The organism is Rhizobium hidalgonense (assembly GCF_002914525.1).
Classification (GTDB): domain Bacteria; phylum Pseudomonadota; class Alphaproteobacteria; order Rhizobiales; family Rhizobiaceae; genus Rhizobium; species Rhizobium hidalgonense.
Genome location: NZ_LODW01000022.1, coordinates 168,805 through 187,471, shown reverse-complemented (window position 1 = coordinate 187,471; position 18,667 = coordinate 168,805). Strand labels below are relative to the sequence as shown.

Here is an 18,667-nt window from a genome sequence, read left to right as displayed (position 1 = left end):
CTGACAATTTGGAGAGTTCTAGTCTCATTGTCTCACTCCCGCGTCAACCGAAGAGATCGACGATGCTCATTTCGCTGGCCTCACCCTGGTCACATGGGGGTTGCGCTAGTTCAACCGTTTCCATAAACACGTCCCGAAGATTGTATCGAAAGACGTGAAAAGAATGACAAAAACCGCGCTGATTACTGGGGTGACTGGTCAGGATGGTGCTTATCTCGCTGAATTGCTTCTGAGCAAAGGCTATACCGTGCATGGTATCAAGCGCCGGTCATCGTCTTTCAACACCGGCCGCATCGAGCATATCTACCAGGATCCGCACGAGGCACATCCACGCTTCATTCTCCATTATGGCGATATGATCGACTCGACCAATCTGCTGCGGATCGTGCAGCAGACGCAGCCCGATGAAATCTACAATCTTGCCGCCCAAAGCCACGTGGGTGTCAGCTTCGAAACGCCTGAATATACGGCGGATGCCGATGGTGTCGGGACGTTGAGGTTGCTTGAGGCGATCCGCATCCTGCGGCTCGAGGAAAAGACCCGGTTCTACCAGGCATCGACGTCGGAGCTCTACGGTCTTGTCCAGGAAGTGCCGCAGAACGAGAAGACGCCCTTTTACCCACGTTCTCCCTATGCCGCAGCCAAGCTCTATGCCTACTGGATCGTCGTAAATTATCGCGAGGCCTATGGCATGCACGCGTCGAACGGCATTCTGTTCAATCACGAAAGCCCACTTCGCGGTGAGACCTTCGTCACGCGCAAGATCACGATGGCGGTGGCTGCCATCCATCTCGGACTTCAGGATAAGCTCTTCCTCGGCAATCTAGACGCCAAGCGCGACTGGGGCCATGCCCGTGAGTATGTCGAGGGCATGTGGCGCATGCTGCAGCAGGACCAACCGGATGACTACGTATTGGCGACCGGTGAGACGACGAGTGTCCGCCAGTTTGTCGAGTGGGCGTTTGCCGACGTCGGCATCGCTTTGGAATGGAAGGGCTCCGGCGTAGATGAAAAGGGTTATGACTCCGCGTCCGGTGCGTGCCTCGTGGAAGTCGATCCTCGGTATTTCCGCCCGACGGAAGTCGACCTTTTGCTGGGTGATCCGACCAAGGCACGTCAGAAGCTCGGCTGGCAGCACAAGACCCCGGTTCGTGAGCTCGCCGCCGAAATGGTGCGCGAAGATGTCAAGCACTGGAAGGCTCAAAACAGCCGGAAAGAGATCTAAGTGTACGACTTGTCCCACAAGAAGATCTGGGTTGCCGGTCATCGCGGTATGGTCGGCAGTGCTCTCGTGCGCAGACTTCAATCGGAAGATTGCAACGTCATCACGGCGACGCGCCGTGAGGTCGATTTGAAGCGGCAGGACGAGGTCGAGAAATTTGTTGACGCAAACCGACCCGACGCGATCATTCTCGCCGCTGCCAAGGTCGGCGGCATCCTCGCCAATGACAGCTATCCCGCAGAATTCATCTATGACAATCTGATAATTGAATCGAACATCTTCGAAGCCGCCCACCGAGGCGGAGTGGACCGGCTTCTGTTCTTGGGTTCAAGCTGCATTTATCCCAAGCTCGCTCCACAGCCGATTTCCGAAGAGGCTCTGTTGACCGGTGCGCTCGAGCCGACCAACGAATGGTACGCGATCGCCAAGATCGCCGGAATCAAACTCGCGGAAGCCTATCGTAAGCAATACGGCCGCGATTACATCTCCGCCATGCCGACCAATCTTTATGGCCCGGGCGATAATTTCGACCTGAATTCCAGCCATGTGCTGCCGGCCCTTATCCGCAAGGCGCACGCTGCCAAACTTCGCAAAGACCCGCATATGGTGGTCTGGGGCACCGGCACCCCGCGCCGCGAATTTCTGCACGTCGACGACTGCGCCGACGCGTTGGTATTTCTGCTGAAAACTTATTCGGGCGCGCAGCACGTCAATGTCGGCTCGGGGGCAGATCTCGAAATTATCGAGTTGACGCGTCTGGTCTGCCGGGTTGTCGGTTATGAGGGCGAGATCATCCATGATCTTTCCAAGCCCGATGGCACGCCGCGAAAGCTGATGAGCAATCAGAAGCTGCAGGACATGGGTTGGAAACCACGCATTTCGCTTGAAGACGGCATTGCAGCCACCTATGCTTGGTTTCTGGAGTTCGAAAATGCATCGGATCCGGCAGCCTGATATCGGTGAGAACCGGCAATTAACCGCACCGATGTTGGCGCCACAGACGGCGTCATCGGGCCGGCGCCTGGGGCAACATGCAATTGGAAAATCGCTGGGCCTTGGGTTTGATCCAGCAGCCTGGTGCCAACAGCATGTTCCTGTCACTTCCCAGAGCCGCTCAGACACGGCAGTCCACCCAGGAAAATCTTTACTGCCTAAATTCAATGTCGGCTTGTTCGATAAAATCGATTGGCTGGGGAACCTGGACTCGAACCAAGATTAACGGAGTCAGAGTCCGTCGTTCTACCATTGAACTATTCCCCAGCAGGTGCCGCCGAAGCATGGCTTGGCTGCTGTGCGGCGCTTATAACCAAAAGCGGGCGGATTGCAAATACCCGTTCTGAAAAAATTCAATGTTGTACGGAAGACGTGAAACCATCCGCAAATCCCGCGTCCAAAAAAGAATTTGGCGATTTCGGCGGGCGCTGATATTCTTGCCGCAACGCAAAAATCGAATGAGCGCCTGCTGCATACCTCAGGACTTGCGCGGCGCGATGGAAAAACAACGTGGAAGACCCCGAAGGCGGCGAAAAGCCGCAATTTGACGGGGCGTCGGCGGTAGGGCGCAAGGACGGCAAGAAGTCCAGGCGCCGCAAGGGCAAGCGTGGCGGGCAATCCCGCAACGCGGCTCATCCCGCTTCGCATGACCTTTCCGGCAGTGCCGGGCAGTCTGCGCGCCCGATGGAAGATGCGGCCGGCAATCCGGCTCGCAAGCGAAAGCGTCGCCGCCGTGGCGGCCAAGGCGCTGCGCAGGACGGTTCATCTCACCCCCAAGCGATGGAGCAGGCGCAAGCGGCGGGCAATCCTGCCCGGTCGGAAGGCGCGTTGGCGCCGAGCCGGCGCAACCGCCGCAAACATCGCGGTAAGCGCGGTCTTCAGGGCCGGCCGCTGACGACGGCAAAACCTTCCGCTCCGCAGCCGGAAAGCCGCGCCGAAGAGACGGTGCAGCGCACCGAGCCGCGCGAGGCGCCAAACAGCGTAAATGCCGGCCGCAGGGGGCGCCAGGATGGCCATACCACTTCCGGTTATCAGGGCGATCGCCAGGCGAGCGAACATGCATGGCCGGACGAGCTCTATGCCGCTCTCGACCTCGGCACCAATAATTGCCGTCTGCTCATCGCCCAGCCGACCCGCCCGGGGCAATTCCGGGTGGTCGACGCCTTTTCCCGCATCGTGCGCCTTGGCGAAGGCCTGGCTGCCAGCGGCCGTCTGTCCGACGAGGCAATGGAAAGGGCGATCGAAGCGCTGAGGATCTGCGCCTCCAAGCTCAGGAACCGCGAGATCCGCCGCATGCGGCTGATCGCCACCGAAGCCTGCCGCCAGGCGGTCAATGGCGAGGAATTCCTCAGCCGCGTCGTTGCCGAAACTGGTCTCGCGCTGGAGATCATCGATCGCGAGACCGAAGCGCGGCTCGCCGTCTCCGGCTGCTCCTCGCTCGTCGGACGCGAGACGCGCTCTGTCGTGCTCTTCGATATCGGCGGCGGTTCGTCGGAGATTGCCGTCATCCGCATCGGCGACAATCGTTTCAGCCGGCTGGCCAATCACATCACCCACTGGACTTCGCTGCCGGTCGGCGTCGTGACGCTGTCGGAGCGTCATGGCGGGCGCGACGTCACGCCGGAGGCGTTCGAAGGCATGGTGCGCGAAGTCGGCGGCATGCTCGAAGGCTTTGATTGCCCGGAGATCGAGGTCGCCCAGACCGGCGACTTCCATCTGATCGGCACATCGGGCACGGTGACGACGCTTGCCGGGGTGCATCTCGATCTGCCGCGGTATGACCGGCGCAAGGTCGATGGCATCTGGCTGTCCGACGACGAGGTCTCTGCCATGCAGGCAAAACTGCTCTCCTGGAATTTCGAAAGCCGCGCCGCAAATCCCTGTATCGGGCCCGATCGGGCCGATCTGGTGCTCGCCGGCTGCGCCATCCTCGAGGCGATCCGCCGCCGTTGGCCGAGCCCGCGCATGCGCGTCGCCGATCGCGGCTTGAGGGAGGGCCTGCTCACCGACATGATGGCCGATGACGGCGTGTGGCGGCGCAACCGCAACCGCCGCGGCCAGCGTGCAAGATAAGGAGAAGGCATGACCAAGGCACCGATCGCGGGTAACCGCACCGGCCGCAAGCTCGGCCAGCGCGTCAAGAACAAGAAGATGAAGGCCTCCTCCCGCCAATGGCTGCAGCGCCACATCAACGATCCCTATGTGCAGCGCGCCCAGCTGGAGGGATATCGTGCCCGCGCCGCCTTCAAGCTGCTGGAGATCGATGAGAAACACCATATCCTGCGCGGCGCCAAGCGCATCATCGATCTCGGTGCCGCCCCCGGCAGCTGGTCGCAGATCGCCGCCAAGGTCACCGGCTCGACCGATGAGGATGTCCGTGTGGCCGCAATCGATTTCCTCGAAATGACCCAGCTGCCCGGTGTGAAGATCCTGCAGCTCGATTTCCTTGATCCGACAGCGCCGGAAAAGCTGCTGGAAGCCGTCGGCGGCACACCCGATCTCGTCATCTCGGACATGGCGGCACCAACCACCGGCCACCACCGCACCGATCATCTGCGCACCATGCACCTCTGCGAAGTCGCGGCGCATTTCGCCGTGGAGGTGCTGGGGGAGGGCGGACATTTCCTCACCAAGACCTTCCAGGGCGGCACCGAACGTGAGCTGCTCGCCATGCTGAAGCAGAATTTTCGCCAGGTGGTCCATGTCAAGCCGAATGCGTCGCGCGCGGAATCCGTCGAGATGTTCCTGCTCGCCAAGGGGTTCAAGGGCCGCAAGGCCGAAGGTGACGCTGAGAAAGCTTGATCTTGGGCCGGGACCGTCCGATGATGACGGACCCAAGAGCTGAACTGCCGATCCCATGCTTCTTTACATCACCCTCGGAACCAACGACCTTTATCGCGCAGGACAGTTTTATGATGCCGTGCTGCCTCTGCTCGGCTATCGCCGCCAGCATTATTCGGAAGAGGAAATTGGCTATTCCGCCGACAGCGATACGCGCTGCCGCTTCTGGGTGGTGACGCCGTTCAATCGCCGCCGGGCGACATCGGGCAACGGCGCCATGGTCGCGCTCACGGCCGAAACCCGGGCTGATGTCGACGCCTTCCATGCGGCGGCGATTGGCGCAGGCGGCGCCGATGAAGGCGAGCCGGGTCTGCGCCCCTACCACGCCAATTTTTATGCCGCTTATGTGCGCGATCTCGACGGCAACAAGCTCTCTGCCGTCTGCGAAAACCCGGAATAGGAGGGCAGCGCCGCGCGTCTTTTCCGATGCGTAAAGGGCGCTATCGCAGTTTCAAGCCTATTTCGTCACCGGCTGCTCGGCTTCAATAGTCGACGACCTCGCCACCTTTAACCGGTGGCCGGAAACGAGCGCGCCGGCATTGCGGTCCATTCTCACAAAGGGAATCGTCGCAATGACGGTCAGTCCGGCGATGATGTAGAAGGCAAGGTGGAAGTCGACGACATCGAGCGCTTCGCCCCGGATGTAGATCGAGCTCTCCAAGATCGCGGCGGCGAGTGCGACGCCGAGCGCCAGGCTGATTTGCTGCATTACCGAGCTCATCGATGTCGCTTGGCTGGCTTGCGCATCGTCGATATCGGCGAAGGCAAGCGCATTGACGCCGGTGAACATGAAGGAGCGGGAGAAGCCGCCGACAAGCAGCACGCCGATGATCACAAGATGCGGCGTCGCCGGTGTGAACAGGCCGGTGATAACGGTCACCAGGGTCGTTACCATGGCGGCGCCGAGCAGGGTCGTGCGGAAGCCGGCGGCGGCAAAGACGCGTTTTGCCATGAATTTGGTGGTGATCGCCCCGATCGCGCCGGCAAAGGTGATCAGGCCCGATTGAAACGGCGTCAGCCCGAATCCGAGCTGCAACATCAGCGGCGTCAGGAACGGCATGGCGCCGACGCAGACGCGAAAGAGGTTGCCCCCCGTGGTCGAGGCCCGGAAGGTCGGGTTTTTGAACAGGTTGAGGTTGAGGATCGGCGCCGGGTGGCGCTTCGCATGGCCGATATAGAGATAGCCGCAGATGAAGCCGATCGCGGTGGCGGTAACGCCGATGATCGGCGGCAGGGCCGGCAGGCTGACGACCGACAGGCCGAAGACGACGCCGGCGGCCGAAAGCGAGGTAAGAACAAAACCGGTGAAATCGAGCTTCGGCGGCGCCGTCGCCTCCACCTCCGGCAGGAAGATCGTTGCAAGCCAGATGCCGATGATGCCGACCGGCACGTTGATCAGGAAGATCCAGTGCCAGCTGAAATAGGTGGTGATGAAGCCGCCGAGCGGCGGGCCGGTGAGCGGGCCGACCAGCGCCGGAATGGTGAGCAGCGCCATGGCCGAAACCAGATCGCTGCGCTTCGTCGTGCGCACCAGTACCAGACGGCCGACCGGCGTCATCATCGCCCCGCCCATGCCCTGAAGGAAGCGGGCAAAGACGAATTCGCCGAGATTGGACGAGATGGCGCAGAAGATCGAGCCGATGACGAAGACTGCGATGGCCAGGCGGAAGATCTTCTTGGCGCCGAATCTGTCGGCCATCCAGCCGCTGACCGGAATGAACACCGCAAGCGCCACCATATAAGAGGTCAGCGCCAGCTTCAGCGTGATCGGCCCGACATTGAGATCCCTCGCGATCGCGGGCAGCGCCGTTGCAATGACCGTGGAGTCCATCTGTTCCATGAAAAGAGCGACGGCGAGGATCAGCGGGACGATGCGGTTCATAGGCGGGAGGCCTTGATGGGCTGCGGACGGGAGCTGCGAAGGCCAGTGCTGTGTAGTCCCACTTCAGGGGCCTGCCAATCCCTCAATCGGCCTCGACGACACGTTTGCTTCACGTCTGCGTGAAACGGCTTGTCCGACAACGTCGTTTGGCAAGATTGGGATATGTCTATTCCGCCCGAAGAAGAAATCCGGCCGGAATCGACATCGGGGGCCGTGCGGCGACGCACCGCACGTCATTGGAGGATGGACATATGGCAATTTCGTCGGGAATAAAGCGGCGCACCCTTTTTGCCGCAGGCCTCGGCCTGCTCGCGGCGCCGGTCATTTTAAGAGAGAAGGCCGAAGCGGCCGCGACTGGAGAAAGCAATAAGATGGATTTAACGCCTTTGCCAGAGATCAATCAATTCAAGCTCGGTTCCTATAAGTTCACCGTCGTTCGCGATGGCACCAATGTCTCCGAAAAGCCCTATGAAACCTTCGGTACCAATCAAGCCCCCGAAACCGTCCAGGCGTTACTGACCGCAAACTTCCTGCCGGCCGACAAGTTCGTGAACGGCTATACGCCGGCTGTCATCGATACCGGCTCGGATGTCATCCTGATCGATACCGGCTTCGGCGAGAACGGACGCGCACGGGGCGCCGGCCAGTTGACAGAGGGCCTGAAGGCCGCAGGCTATTCGGCCGACGACGTCACCATAGTCGCGCTGACCCATCTGCACGGCGATCATATCGGCGGCCTGATGGAGAATGGCGCGGCTGCCTTCAAAAATGCCCGCTATGTCGCCGGCCAGGCCGAATATGATTTCTGGTCGAACAAGGCGCGCGAGGGCACGCCGGCCGAAGGCGGCCATAAGGCGGTGCTGGCCAATGTCGCGCCGCTTGCCGAAAAGACCACCTTCATCAAGGACGGTGACAGCGTCGCGCCCGGCGTGACAGCAATGCTGGCGGCCGGCCACTCGCCGGGGCATATGGTCTTCCACGTCGAATCCGAGGGGAAACGTCTCGTGCTGACCGGCGATACGGCCAATCACTATATCCTGTCGCTGCTGCGGCCGGATTGGGAGGTGCGCTTCGACATGGACAAGGCGCAGGCAGCAGCCACCCGCCGCAAGGTCTTCGACATGATCGCGACCGAGAAGATCGCCTTCCTCGGCTACCACATGCCGTTCCCGGCGGTCGGTTTTGCCGAGAAGCAGGATGGCGGCTATCGCTTCGTGCCGAAGACCTATCAGTTCGACATCTGATATGGAGCCGCTCCAGCAAAATTGCGCAGCGGTTGTGCGTCCGGAATGCGTGAAAACAGAGAGTTAGGCCATCCCCGCGACTTGGGGAAATCAGGGGATTGCTCCAGGCGCATGGCACCCATGACGAGCCCGGCGGACAGGCCGGGCTTTTTGCTATTTCCTTCCTGTCATAGACGTGTTACCAGCCCTCGCCAACTTCCAAGCAATCCCATGCACACCGCCGGGGCGGACGATTCGTTTCCGGGCCAGGTTGCATTTTCTTAAATGAAGGAATTTGGCCATGGCACGCATCATTGAAACGGCAACCGGCGCGGACGCGCTTACCTTCGACGACGTGCTGCTGCAGCCCGGTCATTCCGAGGTCATGCCCGGCCAGACGAACATTTCCACCCGGATCGCCCGCGATTTTGACCTCAACATCCCGATCCTCTCTTCGGCCATGGATACCGTCACCGAAAGCCGTCTGGCGATCGCCATGGCCCAGGCCGGCGGCCTCGGCGTCATCCACCGAAACCTGACGCCGATCGAGCAGGCCGAAGAGGTCCGCCAGGTGAAGAAGTTCGAAAGCGGCATGGTCGTCAATCCGGTGACCATCGGTCCGGAGGCGAAGCTCGCCGAAGCGCTCGGCCTGATGAAATCGCATGGCATCTCCGGCATTCCCGTCGTCGAGAAATCGGGTCGCCTCGTCGGCATCCTGACCAACCGCGATGTTCGCTTCGCCTCCGATCCGGAGCAGAAGATCCACGAGCTGATGACCAAGGACAATCTGGTCACCGTCAAGGAGAGCGTCGATCAGCAGGAGGCCAAGCGCCTCTTGCATTCGCACCGCATCGAAAAGCTGCTGGTGGTCGACACTGAAGGCCGCTGCGTCGGCCTCATCACCGTCAAGGATATCGAGAAGTCGCAGCTGAACCCGAACGCCTCCAAGGATGCGCAGGGCAGGCTTCGCGCCGCCGCCGCCATCAGCGTCGGCGATGACGGCTTCGAGCGCGCCGAGCGGCTGATCGAGGCCGGCGTCGACCTTCTGGTCGTCGATACCGCCCACGGTCATTCGCAGCGCGTCCTCGATGCCGTCACCCGCGTCAAGAAGCTTTCCAACTCGGTCAGGATCATGGCAGGCAACGTCGCCACCTATGACGGTACGAGAGCGCTGATCGATGCCGGTGCCGATGCCGTCAAGGTCGGCATCGGCCCAGGCTCGATCTGCACGACGCGCATCGTTGCCGGCGTCGGCGTTCCCCAGCTCGCCGCCATCATGTCGGCCGTTCAGGCGGCACAGGCTCAGGACGTGCCCGTCATCGCCGATGGCGGCATCAAATTCTCCGGCGATCTGGCCAAGGCGATCGCCGCCGGCGCTTCCGCCGTCATGATCGGCTCGCTGCTGGCCGGTACCGACGAAAGCCCGGGCGAGGTGTATCTCTACCAGGGCCGCTCCTTCAAGGCCTATCGCGGCATGGGCTCCGTCGGCGCCATGGCCCGCGGCTCCGCCGACCGTTATTTCCAGGCGGAGGTGCGCGACACGCTGAAGCTCGTGCCCGAGGGTATCGAGGGCCAGGTGCCGTATAAGGGTCCGGTCTCGGCCGTCGTCCATCAACTGGCCGGCGGTCTCAAGGCAGCCATGGGTTATGTCGGCGGCAAGGATCTGAAGGATTTCCAGGAGCGGGCGACCTTCGTGCGCATCTCCGGCGCCGGCCTTCGCGAAAGCCACGCCCATGACGTGACGATCACCCGCGAGAGCCCGAACTATCCGGGCGCTGGCCTCTGATCATGAAAGCGGGCAGCGGGATTCCTGTCTGGATCGTCGCGCTGCTCGCAGCCCTCTGCCTGATCGTGCTCGCCTGGACGACCTTCGGCTTCGTCGTGCCCTTCAAGCATGAGACCGGGCAGGCGGTGCTCGATACTTATTTCGCCGGTTACGACGAGTCTGCCGTCTTCCACATGCAGAAGCTGCTGGATGAGAACGAGACGGCGACAAAGCTGCTGCGCGCCATGTATTTCGGGCCGGAACTGATTTTTCCGGCCTTGCTGACGGCGCTGCTGTTCTTTGTCTTCGTCGCACTCGGTCCCGTCGGCTCGTGGTTCGGCCGATCGGCGCATCCGCTTGTGGCCAAGGCGATCTACCTGCTACCGTTCATCTACGGCATCGCCGACTACGCCGAGAACATCTCGAGCCTGATCGCCTTCGGCGATGGTGCGTCCACACATCTTGCAACACATCTGCTGCCGTGGATGACACGGCTGAAATTCGCAAGCCTCGCCATCTGCGTCATTGTCATCGCCCGGCTTGCCATCGCCCGCTGGCTCTCGCCGCGCGAGGACTGAGGGGACCTTCAGCCGTTCCATCGCCATGATGGGTTGGAAAGCCGCGCAACCATGAAATCGGACAACACCTCCACCTTCGCCGGACGAGTGCGAGCCGAGGGCGTGACGAAATAGAGCGCACCGCTCAGCAGTTTCCAATCGCTGAGGATGGCTTTCAGCCGGCCATCGGCGAGATATTCATGCGCCATGAATTCAGGCAGTTCGACGATCCCTAGGCCGCGGAGCGCCATCGGGATCAGCGCCTGCGAATTGGTGGCGCGCAACGGCCCCGTCGGTATGACCGTTTCTTCCTCGCCGGCCTCGTTGCGCAAGTGCCAGATATCCTGCCGCGGCCGATAGGCATAGCCCAGGCAATGGTGGGCGGTAAGCTCGCTTGGATGTGCCGGTGTCCCGTGTTTTTCCAGGTAGGAGGGCGCTGCGAGGATGAAACGAGCGACCGGCGTCAGCCGCCGTGCCACCAGCGAGGAATCCTGTAGAACGGCGATCCGCAGCGCTGCATCGAAACCGTCTCCCACCAGATCGACGGCAGCGTCGCTCATATGCAGGTCGATGGAAATATCCGGATAAAGCTCGAAAAAATCAGGCAGGATCGGCGCCAGCCAGCGTGTGCCAAAGGCCATCGGCACGGCAAGCCGGATCATCCCGCGCGGACTGCTGGAAAGCTCGCGCGCTGCATCCTCCGCCGCCTCCGCCTCCGCATAGAGCCGTGAGGCACTGTCGACCAGCCGCAAGCCGAAATCGGTCAGCGCCAGCTGCCGTGACGTGCGGTTGAAGAGCCGTGCTCCCAACCTCTCCTCCAGCCGGGCGACGGCGCGCGAAACGGTCGGCACCGAGACGCCAAGCGTCTTGGCGGCGCGGGCGAAAGAACGCTCCTCTGCCACCTTTGCAAACATTGCGAGGCCTTCGAAATCGGGAAACTTCGTCATTTCATCCTTGCAACGATGGCTTTCATTTCTTTCTATTCCGAAACAATCCCCGCGTCCATATCTCAGCCTCGGTCCAACAACAGGAGACGACAATGACGCAGAGACTGAATGGAAAGATCGTGGTCATCACCGGCGCCACATCCGGCATTGGCCTTGCCACCGCCAAACGTTTCGCTGCCGAGGGCGCGCAGCTCTTCGTGACCGGCCGGCGCAAAGACGTCCTCGACGCGGCGGTCGCCGAAATCGGTGGCAATGTCAAAGGTATCCAGGCGGACTCGGCAAAGCTTGCCGACCTCGACCGGCTCTATGAGTTCGTGAAGGCGCAAGTCGGCCGCATCGACGTGCTCTTCGTCAATGCCGGCGGCGGTTCCATGCTGCCGCTCGGCGAAATTACCGAGGAGCAGTACGACGATACCTTCAACCGCAATGTGAAGGGCGTGCTCTTCACCGTACAGAAAGCGCTGCCGCTGCTCGGCCGGGGTTCATCCGTGATCTTGACGGGCTCGACGGCCGGCTCGACCGGCACGCCTGCCTTCAGTGTCTACGCTGCGTCGAAAGCCGCGCTCAGAAGCTTTGCCCGCAACTGGATCCTCGATCTCAAGGATCGCGGCATCCGCATCAACACGCTGAGCCCCGGCCCGACAGAGACGACCGGTCTTGTCGAACTCGCCGGTAAGGACAAGGTACAGCAGCAGGGCCTGCTCGACTATCTCGCAACACAGGTGCCGATGGGCCGCGTCGGCCGCGCCGAGGAAATCGCCGCCGCGGCACTCTTCCTCGCCTCGGACGATTCGAGCTTCATCACCGGCACAGAGCTCTTCGCCGATGGTGGCTCTGCTCAGGTCTGACATGTTCTTGTGACCCGCCGTCGCACGACGGCGGTTCACTGCCGCCGCCGCTGGTATCCGGCTCTCCTTTCGGCTACTGCTCGCAACGAATGCGGAAGCGGAAAAGGACTCAAGGCGCCCATATGACCGGTTATCAAATCTTCTGGCCACTCCTCGCCCATGTGGCCCTGGTCTATGGTCTTTATGCACTTCTGGGCATGCGGCGCGGGAAAATGGTCCGCGCCGGCAAGATCGGGAGATCGGATTATCGCGAAAATCGGGACGAGCCGGCGACAAGCCTCGTCGTCAAAAACTGCCTCGCCAATCAGTTCGAACTGCCTGTGCTCTTCTACGCCTGCTGTATTCTTCTCTATGTCACCGAGGCCGACAATCTCCCGGCCGTCGGGCTCGCCTGGCTCTTCGTCGCGCTGCGTTACGCCCATGCCGTCGTGCATGTCACCAGCAATGATCTGCGCTACCGCAGTCCGCTTTTCGCTGCCGGTTACCTCACGCTCGCCGCTATGTGGGTGTGGCTCGCAGCATGGATGGCAATGGGCTGATGCCGAACACTGGGAGCTCGTCCGGCGTCCCGGCGGGCAGGATCGTCACTTGCCCCGGCAGCGGCATGGGTCTCTCTTCTCGACCCAAGGATTTTACAACTATTTCAGGTCTTTCGAATGCTGGTCAATTAGGATGATATGATCTAGGTGCCTGATTTCAAACGCATTTGCCGATCGTTAAAATGCGGGCGTTTTCATTTACCACTGATGAAGACCTGCAATGTCATACCCGCCCGACGCGCTGATTTGGCATGATGCCTGCCGCGCGAACGATAAGAACGGGAACGAGATGGGCGTGGAAAGCATCGATCGGATCGGCTTGCGCAGGAAGCCGAAGCAGGAGCGCAGTATCCAGAGGCTGGACCTCATTCTTGCCGCCGCCGCCAAGATCATTGCCGAAAAGGGCGTCAGCGCCATGCGGATGACGGAGCTCGCCGTCGCCGCCAAGGTGCCGATCGGCTCGGTTTACCAGTATTTTCCCGAAAAGGCGGCGATCGTCAAAGCCTTGTTCGACCAGCACGCCTTGGCAATCCAGGAAAAGACGGAGGCGATGTTCGCCGACGTTCAGACGCTCGACCAGGCACTCGACATCGTCTGCGACATTATCGACTGGTATTACGAGTCCTATCATGATGATCCCGTCTATCTCGGTGTCTGGATGGGAACGGAGACCGACCAGGATCTGCTTCAGCTGAATATCGAGCATAGCGGCCGCGTTGCCGGCATCTTTCATGAGGCCGTGCGTCGGCTGGCCCCGCACCTTTGCGACGAAGAGATGTATGCGCGCACTTATCTGTTCAGCCACTTGATCGGCGCCGTCATCCGGCTTGCCGCCGTCAGCGACAAAGCCCTGGCGCGGCGCATGCTCGATGAGTGGAAACGCGCCATCCGCGCTTCCCTTTTCGCCGCAACCGCTCAGCGCGCCGCCTGAGCTCTTAAGTCATACTTCTTACCAGCTCGGCACCATATTGGCGGCTTTCAGCCGTGGATAAAGGCGTGCCTGGGCGGATTTGACATCGGCCTCCAGCGTGTCGTCGACGACGGCAGGCGTGATATTGTCGAGGCAGGCGGTGATATGCGCCGTGATCGCGTTCATCAGCGAGAGCGAAACGCCCGGCCGCTTCATGATGCCGATCTGCACCGGCGGCAGTGCGGGAAAGCCGTCCGCCTGGCTCAGCACCTTCATGCCGGTGCGCAGCGCCGATTCCGGCATCACCGAGACTGCCATGCCGGCAAGCACGGCAGCGGCAACGACCGTGCAGGACCAGCTGGTGAACAGGATCTGGTGTTCGCGTCCCACTGCGTCGAGCGCCGAGCAGGCAAGCTGGCGCCACTGGCAATCACGCCGGCCGACGGCCAGCGGCACCGGCGCGTCGTCGCGGATCGGATGGTTGGCCGAACCCACCCAGCAGAGCGGCTCGGTTCTGACGACGTCAGACATTCGCTCGCGCGGATTGTGGGTGACGAGCGCGATGTCGAGTTCGCCCTTATGCATGCGCTCGGCCAGATCCACCGAGGGCTCGCAGACGATGTAGAGTTCGACATTCGGATGGGTCTTGGCGAAGCGGCCGATGATTTCGGGCATGTAGCGGTCGGCATAATCGTCCGGCGTGCCGATGCGCAGCGTGCCCTCGAGCCTGTTGTCGTCGAAGGCCGCGATCGCCTCATTGTTGAGGCGGATGATACGCCGGGCGTAATTGAGCAATTTTTCGCCCTCGACCGTCAGCCGGTTGCCGCGTCCATCCTTGATGAACAACTGCTTGCCGATGCGCTCCTCGAGACGGCGCATCTGCATGGAGACGGCAGATTGGGTCTTGTAGACCCTGTCGGCCGCCTTGGTGAAGCTGCCGGAATCGACGATGGCGATGAAAGTCTGCAACTGGTCGAGATCAAGAGGCGCGGACATGGTGTCACCCATAAAGATAGCTGATGATAATCATTAGAAACATTCGTTGGACTGATCAATAGGTCTTTGGCATCTTCGGGATGCAAATCAAAGCAAAGTGAAGGACAGACACCCTGCCTGTCCAAGCGGAATTCAGCTTGCTCCTTCCCGCACGACCTCGCGGGAGGGTCGGTTGCGTTGCGCGGAGATCTGAAACGTTACAGCGCCCTTTCCACGTCTGAAGGACGCGCGGCGCTGTACAGAAAGGAGAGTTCAATGCGCATGACAGACCAGACACTCGAACTCGATTGCGACAAGCCGACCCCGACGTTTTCCCAGCGTCTGGCGGCAGGTCTCGCACCGTTGGCCTCTCTCTTTCGCGTGTTCCGCAATCGCATGGAGATCAACGCGCTGCATGATCTGAACGACACGCAGTTGAGGGATATCGGCCTCACCAGGGCCGATCTGACCTCCGCGTTCCTGGCGTCGACCTTCTTCGAGGACCCGTCGGAACATCTGACCCGCTCGGCGCGCAATCGCTGGCGCCTGTCGCTCTTCCGCTCCTACCAGGAGTAGGAATGTCGAGTTTCCCCGCAGGGTGATAGCCAATAGCCCTGCCGCTTGACCCGGTGATCGGCTTTTCCCAAGCCATCTCCGGGTTTTTTTACGCCTTGGATTCCGGCGGCTTCGGCCGATAGGTTTCGAAGATCGCTTCCAGGTTCCTCTGGTAGGTCTTCTGCACTTCCAGCCCGCTGTCGAACATGGCGTTCAATATTTCGCCATAGCTGTCTGCCGCGGCCTTCGTCTCTTCCTTCGGCGCCTCGGGCGTCTTGGTTGCCGGCTGGGCCGCCGGTTGCTGCCCTAGCCCACCCATCATCTCCTGGAAGGCCTTGGCGAAGGGATTGTCGAGGAAGGGGTTCGGCTGAGGTGCCGGCTGAGCCTTCGGCACCGAAAACATCTGCTGCATCGCCTGCGTGAAGGGATTGTCGAAGATGCTGGGCTGCGCCGCCTTCGGTTTCGGCGCGAAGCCGGTACTCTGCAGCCATTGCTGGATGGTCTCGGCCATCGCCGTATTGACGAAGGGGTTGACCGGCGAAGCCATCTGGCCAGTCGTCTGTTTGAAGAGCCCGCCCATCAGCGTATCGGCCAGCACCGGCAGCATCCGCTTGTAGATATCCTGGCCGATGCCGGTCATCTGTGCGGCCTGAGCGGCGACCGCGCGCGAAACCTCCTTGGAGCCGAAAAGCTGGGCAAGGATATTGTTGCCGTCGGAAATGCCCTCGGGCGTGAAAGCCCGGCTCATATCCTCGAAATAACGCGCATAATTGCCGGAGGAGACGGCCTGCATCAGCCCGACGAAATCATAAGGGTTGCTGGTGCTGCGCTTCAGGCCGGCTGAGAAGGCCGGCATCAATGCCGCCATCGCCTTGGTCGCCTGTTCCTGGGCCAGGTTGAACTGCCGGGCGATTGCCTCCATCGCCGCGCCGTTCTGCGCCTGCATCATCATGTCGAAGAGTGGCAGCATGGAGGTCCCTTTCCCCGAGTCGTGACGCTGGTAACGCCACTATATCCGGAAATGGTAATGTGCAAACGGCTTTTTGCCATAAGAACTTAAACCAATTTCAGCGAAAGTGCCGTGCGATTTTCCGAGTTGGAGAAAACCCCAGGACAGGCTCAGTACTGATAGTCCTCGAAGACCGGTTCGACGGAGCCGTTCCAGCGGCCGTGATAAAGCGACAGCAGATCCTCGGCGAGCGTCGCCTTCTTGGCGAGCACCTCGTCGAGCGGCGCCAGGAAGATACTCTCGTCCTGGCCTTCGCGATTGAGCCTGCCGCGCGCCTTGAGGCCGGCCCTCGATATGCCGACCACTTCGCGCGCCGTGTCGAGCAGTGCATGTCCGCGAAACTCGGCCTTCAATCCTTGCGCCGGAACGGCATCCCGCAATGTGCCGATCTCGGCAAGGCTCCAATCCTTCGTCAACTGGTCGGCGGCATCGAGAGCCGCATCGTCGTAGAGCAGGCCAACCCAGAAGGCCGGCAAGGCACAAATGCGCCGCCACGGGCCGCCGTCGGCGCCGCGCATTTCGAGGAAACGCTTCATCCGCACGTCGGGGAAGAGCGTCGAAAGATGGTTCGTCCAGTCGCCCATCGTTGGCGCCGGATCAGCGACCTCGCCCTTCAAAGCGCCATTCATGAACTGGCGGAAAGTGACATGGGTGCAATCGTGATAGTTCCCGTCCCGGACGATGAAATACATCGGCACGTCGAGTGCCCATTCGGCATAGTCGCGGAAGCCGAAATCGTCGCGGAAGGTGAAATCGAGCAGGCCCGAGCGCTGATTGTCGACATCGCGCCAGATATCGCCGCGCCAGGACAGCAGGCCGTTCGGCTTGCCCTCGGTGAAGGGCGAGGATGCGAAGAGGGCGGTCGCCAGCGATTGCAGTTTCATCGAGACGCGCATCTTCTGGCGCATGTCGGCTTCGGAGGAGAAATCGAGATTCACTTGGATCGTGCAGGTGCGGTACATCATGTCGAGACCCTTGGTGCCGACCTTCGGCATATAGCGGGTCATGATCTCGTAGCGCGATTTCGGCATCTGCGGGGTTTCAGCATAGGTCCATTTCGGACTGCCGCCGATGCCGAGGAAGCGGATGCCCATCGGCTCGGCGATGTCGCGCAGCGTCGCCAGATGCTGGTTCGATTCCCTGCAGGTTTCGTGGATCGTTTCCAGCGGCGCGCCGGACAGTTCGAACTGCCCGCCTGGCTCGATCGAGATCGCGCCCATGCCGCTCTGCTCGGCAAGGCCGATGATGTTGCCACCGTCCATGATCGGCTCCCAGCCGCTTTTTTTCTGCAGGCCGGTGAGCAGGGCGGAAATGCTGGCGTCGCCGAAATAGGGAACCGGGCTGTTGTCGGCACGGAAGAAGGCGAATTTCTCGTGTTCGGTGCCGATCCGGAAGCGCTCCCGCGGCTTGTTGCCGGCGGCGATATAATCGGTCAGATCCTGAACCGAAGAGAGCGGTGTCTGGTCGGTGGTGTCGCGGGCCATGCGGGGTACCTGTATTCAAAAAGGCGCCCAGGGGGCCGGGCAGCTGGAAGGCTGATTAGGACCCAAGCCACGTATGTTGCAAGTGAAATTCTTTCAATGACGCATCAAAAAAATAGCAGCAATTTCCATGTCCACCCGTTTTCGCCGTCAGCGCCAGTCGCCGATCGCCGCCTGCACCACCGCCAGCGCCGCAACGGCCGCGGTATCGGCCCTGAGGATGCGTGGTCCGAGCGGAATGGCGGTGACGAAATCGAGGCTTCGAAGCCGCGCCCGCTCCTCTTCGGAAAAGCCACCTTCCGGCCCGACGAGCAAGGCGAGATGCCTCTCCCGGATCGCCGACAGCACCGGCAGCGGGTTCTGCCCGGCATCGCCTTCGTCGCAATAGATGATGCGGCGCTCTTTCGGCCAGCGGTCGAGCAGGTCGAGAAGCCGCATCGGCTCGGCAACTTCGGGAATGCCGAGAACGCCGCATTGCTCCGCCGCCTCCACGACATTGGCGCGCAGTTTGTCGAGATTGGTGATCTTGCCCTGGACGTGCTGGGTCATGACCGGCTGCAGCAGACCGGCGCCCATTTCCACGGCCTTCTGAACGAGATAATCCAAGCGGCCGACCTTGAGCGGCGCAAAAAGATAATGAAGGTCGCAAGGTGCCGGCTGCGGCCGCGTCTCTTCGATTGCTGTTAGCTGAATGCGTTTGCGCGTGGGGAAGGTGAGGGTTGCCTTCCACTCGCCGTCACGGCCGTTGAATAGCAGGACCTCGCCGCCTTCCTGCATCCTCAGCACATTGGCGAGATAGTTGAATTGGTCGACATTCACCTCGAGGGCGACACCGCGGGAAAGCGGCGCGTCGACGAAAAGTCGTTGCATGCGGAAATTGGCGCGCATTAAAAACTCGCGGGTTCCAGAGAATGATGCCG

General features: G+C 61.2%; 18 protein-coding genes and 1 tRNA gene. 12 read left to right on the top strand and 7 right to left on the bottom strand.

Annotation, left to right across the window (positions count from 1 at the left end):
- The first annotated feature begins 163 nt into the window (after positions 1-163).
- A complete protein-coding gene (gene gmd / locus ATY29_RS02230; RefSeq protein ID WP_097534872.1) occupies positions 164-1,225 on the top strand; it encodes a GDP-mannose 4,6-dehydratase in 1,062 nt (353 codons plus the stop codon).
- A complete protein-coding gene (gene fcl, locus ATY29_RS02225) occupies positions 1,226-2,176 on the top strand; it encodes a GDP-L-fucose synthase (RefSeq protein ID WP_097534870.1) in 951 nt (316 codons plus the stop codon).
- Between the two features lie 232 nt (positions 2,177-2,408).
- Here fcl and ATY29_RS02220 read toward each other — a convergent pair.
- A tRNA-Gln gene (locus tag ATY29_RS02220) sits at positions 2,409-2,482 on the bottom strand.
- A 243-nt stretch (positions 2,483-2,725) separates the two neighbouring features.
- Here ATY29_RS02220 and ATY29_RS02215 point away from each other — a divergent pair.
- The 3 genes from ATY29_RS02215 to ATY29_RS02205 are packed head-to-tail and all read left to right on the top strand — an operon-like array spanning position 2,726 to position 5,456.
- Complete coding sequence (locus tag ATY29_RS02215) at positions 2,726-4,288, top strand: Ppx/GppA phosphatase family protein (RefSeq protein ID WP_097534867.1); 1,563 nt, start codon at positions 2,726-2,728, stop codon at positions 4,286-4,288.
- A gap of 9 nt (positions 4,289-4,297) precedes the next feature.
- Complete coding sequence (locus ATY29_RS02210) at positions 4,298-5,017, top strand: RlmE family RNA methyltransferase (protein WP_025415403.1); 720 nt, start codon at positions 4,298-4,300, stop codon at positions 5,015-5,017.
- A 55-nt stretch (positions 5,018-5,072) separates the two neighbouring features.
- Positions 5,073-5,456: a VOC family protein gene (locus ATY29_RS02205; RefSeq protein ID WP_025415404.1), complete on the top strand. Its 384-nt coding sequence runs from the start codon at positions 5,073-5,075 to the stop codon at positions 5,454-5,456.
- Positions 5,457-5,513: 57 nt separating this feature from the next.
- Here ATY29_RS02205 and ATY29_RS02200 read toward each other — a convergent pair whose 3' ends face one another.
- The gene (locus ATY29_RS02200; protein WP_097534865.1) at positions 5,514-6,938 is read right to left on the bottom strand and encodes a DHA2 family efflux MFS transporter permease subunit; all 1,425 of its coding nucleotides are present in this window, start codon (positions 6,936-6,938) and stop codon (positions 5,514-5,516) included.
- A 251-nt stretch (positions 6,939-7,189) separates the two neighbouring features.
- Between ATY29_RS02200 and ATY29_RS02195 the strand changes: the two genes are divergently transcribed.
- The 3 genes from ATY29_RS02195 to ATY29_RS02185 all read left to right on the top strand — a co-directional run bounded on the left by ATY29_RS02195 (position 7,190) and on the right by ATY29_RS02185 (position 10,504).
- The gene (locus ATY29_RS02195; protein WP_097534863.1) at positions 7,190-8,182 is read left to right on the top strand and encodes an MBL fold metallo-hydrolase; all 993 of its coding nucleotides are present in this window, start codon (positions 7,190-7,192) and stop codon (positions 8,180-8,182) included.
- 280 nt (positions 8,183-8,462) lie between these two features.
- A complete protein-coding gene (guaB, locus tag ATY29_RS02190; RefSeq protein WP_003570128.1) occupies positions 8,463-9,947 on the top strand; it encodes an IMP dehydrogenase in 1,485 nt (494 codons plus the stop codon).
- Between the two features lie 2 nt (positions 9,948-9,949).
- Entirely contained in the window at positions 9,950-10,504 is a 555-nt protein-coding gene (locus ATY29_RS02185; RefSeq protein WP_097534861.1) for a hypothetical protein, read from the top strand.
- A gap of 8 nt (positions 10,505-10,512) precedes the next feature.
- Here the strand turns inward: ATY29_RS02185 and ATY29_RS02180 are convergent, their stop codons facing one another.
- Positions 10,513-11,430 carry a LysR family transcriptional regulator gene (locus ATY29_RS02180; RefSeq protein WP_097534859.1) on the bottom strand — a complete coding sequence of 306 codons (918 nt, stop codon included), beginning with the start codon at positions 11,428-11,430 and terminating at the stop codon, positions 10,513-10,515.
- A gap of 92 nt (positions 11,431-11,522) precedes the next feature.
- Between ATY29_RS02180 and ATY29_RS02175 the strand changes: the two genes are divergently transcribed.
- From ATY29_RS02175 to ATY29_RS02165, 3 genes are all read left to right on the top strand, one after another.
- Positions 11,523-12,278 (top strand): SDR family oxidoreductase, encoded by a 756-nt coding sequence (locus ATY29_RS02175; RefSeq protein ID WP_025415409.1) that lies wholly within the window; start codon positions 11,523-11,525, stop codon positions 12,276-12,278.
- A 122-nt stretch (positions 12,279-12,400) separates the two neighbouring features.
- Entirely contained in the window at positions 12,401-12,817 is a 417-nt protein-coding gene (locus ATY29_RS02170; protein WP_097534856.1) for an MAPEG family protein, read from the top strand.
- 220 nt (positions 12,818-13,037) lie between these two features.
- Entirely contained in the window at positions 13,038-13,748 is a 711-nt protein-coding gene (locus ATY29_RS02165) for a TetR family transcriptional regulator (protein ID WP_193550342.1), read from the top strand.
- An 18-nt stretch (positions 13,749-13,766) separates the two neighbouring features.
- Here the strand turns inward: ATY29_RS02165 and ATY29_RS02160 are convergent, their stop codons facing one another.
- Positions 13,767-14,723, bottom strand: coding sequence for a LysR substrate-binding domain-containing protein (locus ATY29_RS02160; protein ID WP_003588350.1), 957 nt, complete (start codon positions 14,721-14,723; stop codon positions 13,767-13,769).
- 255 nt (positions 14,724-14,978) lie between these two features.
- Between ATY29_RS02160 and ATY29_RS02155 the strand changes: the two genes are divergently transcribed.
- Entirely contained in the window at positions 14,979-15,278 is a 300-nt protein-coding gene (locus tag ATY29_RS02155; protein WP_025415412.1) for a YjiS-like domain-containing protein, read from the top strand.
- 88 nt (positions 15,279-15,366) lie between these two features.
- Here the strand turns inward: ATY29_RS02155 and ATY29_RS02150 are convergent, their stop codons facing one another.
- The 3 genes from ATY29_RS02150 to ATY29_RS02140 all read right to left on the bottom strand — a co-directional run bounded on the left by ATY29_RS02150 (position 15,367) and on the right by ATY29_RS02140 (position 18,635).
- A complete protein-coding gene (locus tag ATY29_RS02150; protein WP_025415413.1) occupies positions 15,367-16,227 on the bottom strand; it encodes a DUF937 domain-containing protein in 861 nt (286 codons plus the stop codon).
- Between the two features lie 149 nt (positions 16,228-16,376).
- Positions 16,377-17,750 (bottom strand): glutamate--cysteine ligase, encoded by a 1,374-nt coding sequence (locus ATY29_RS02145; RefSeq protein ID WP_097534854.1) that lies wholly within the window; start codon positions 17,748-17,750, stop codon positions 16,377-16,379.
- 147 nt (positions 17,751-17,897) lie between these two features.
- Entirely contained in the window at positions 17,898-18,635 is a 738-nt protein-coding gene (locus ATY29_RS02140; protein WP_025415415.1) for a 16S rRNA (uracil(1498)-N(3))-methyltransferase, read from the bottom strand.
- Positions 18,636-18,667 lie beyond the last annotated feature (32 nt).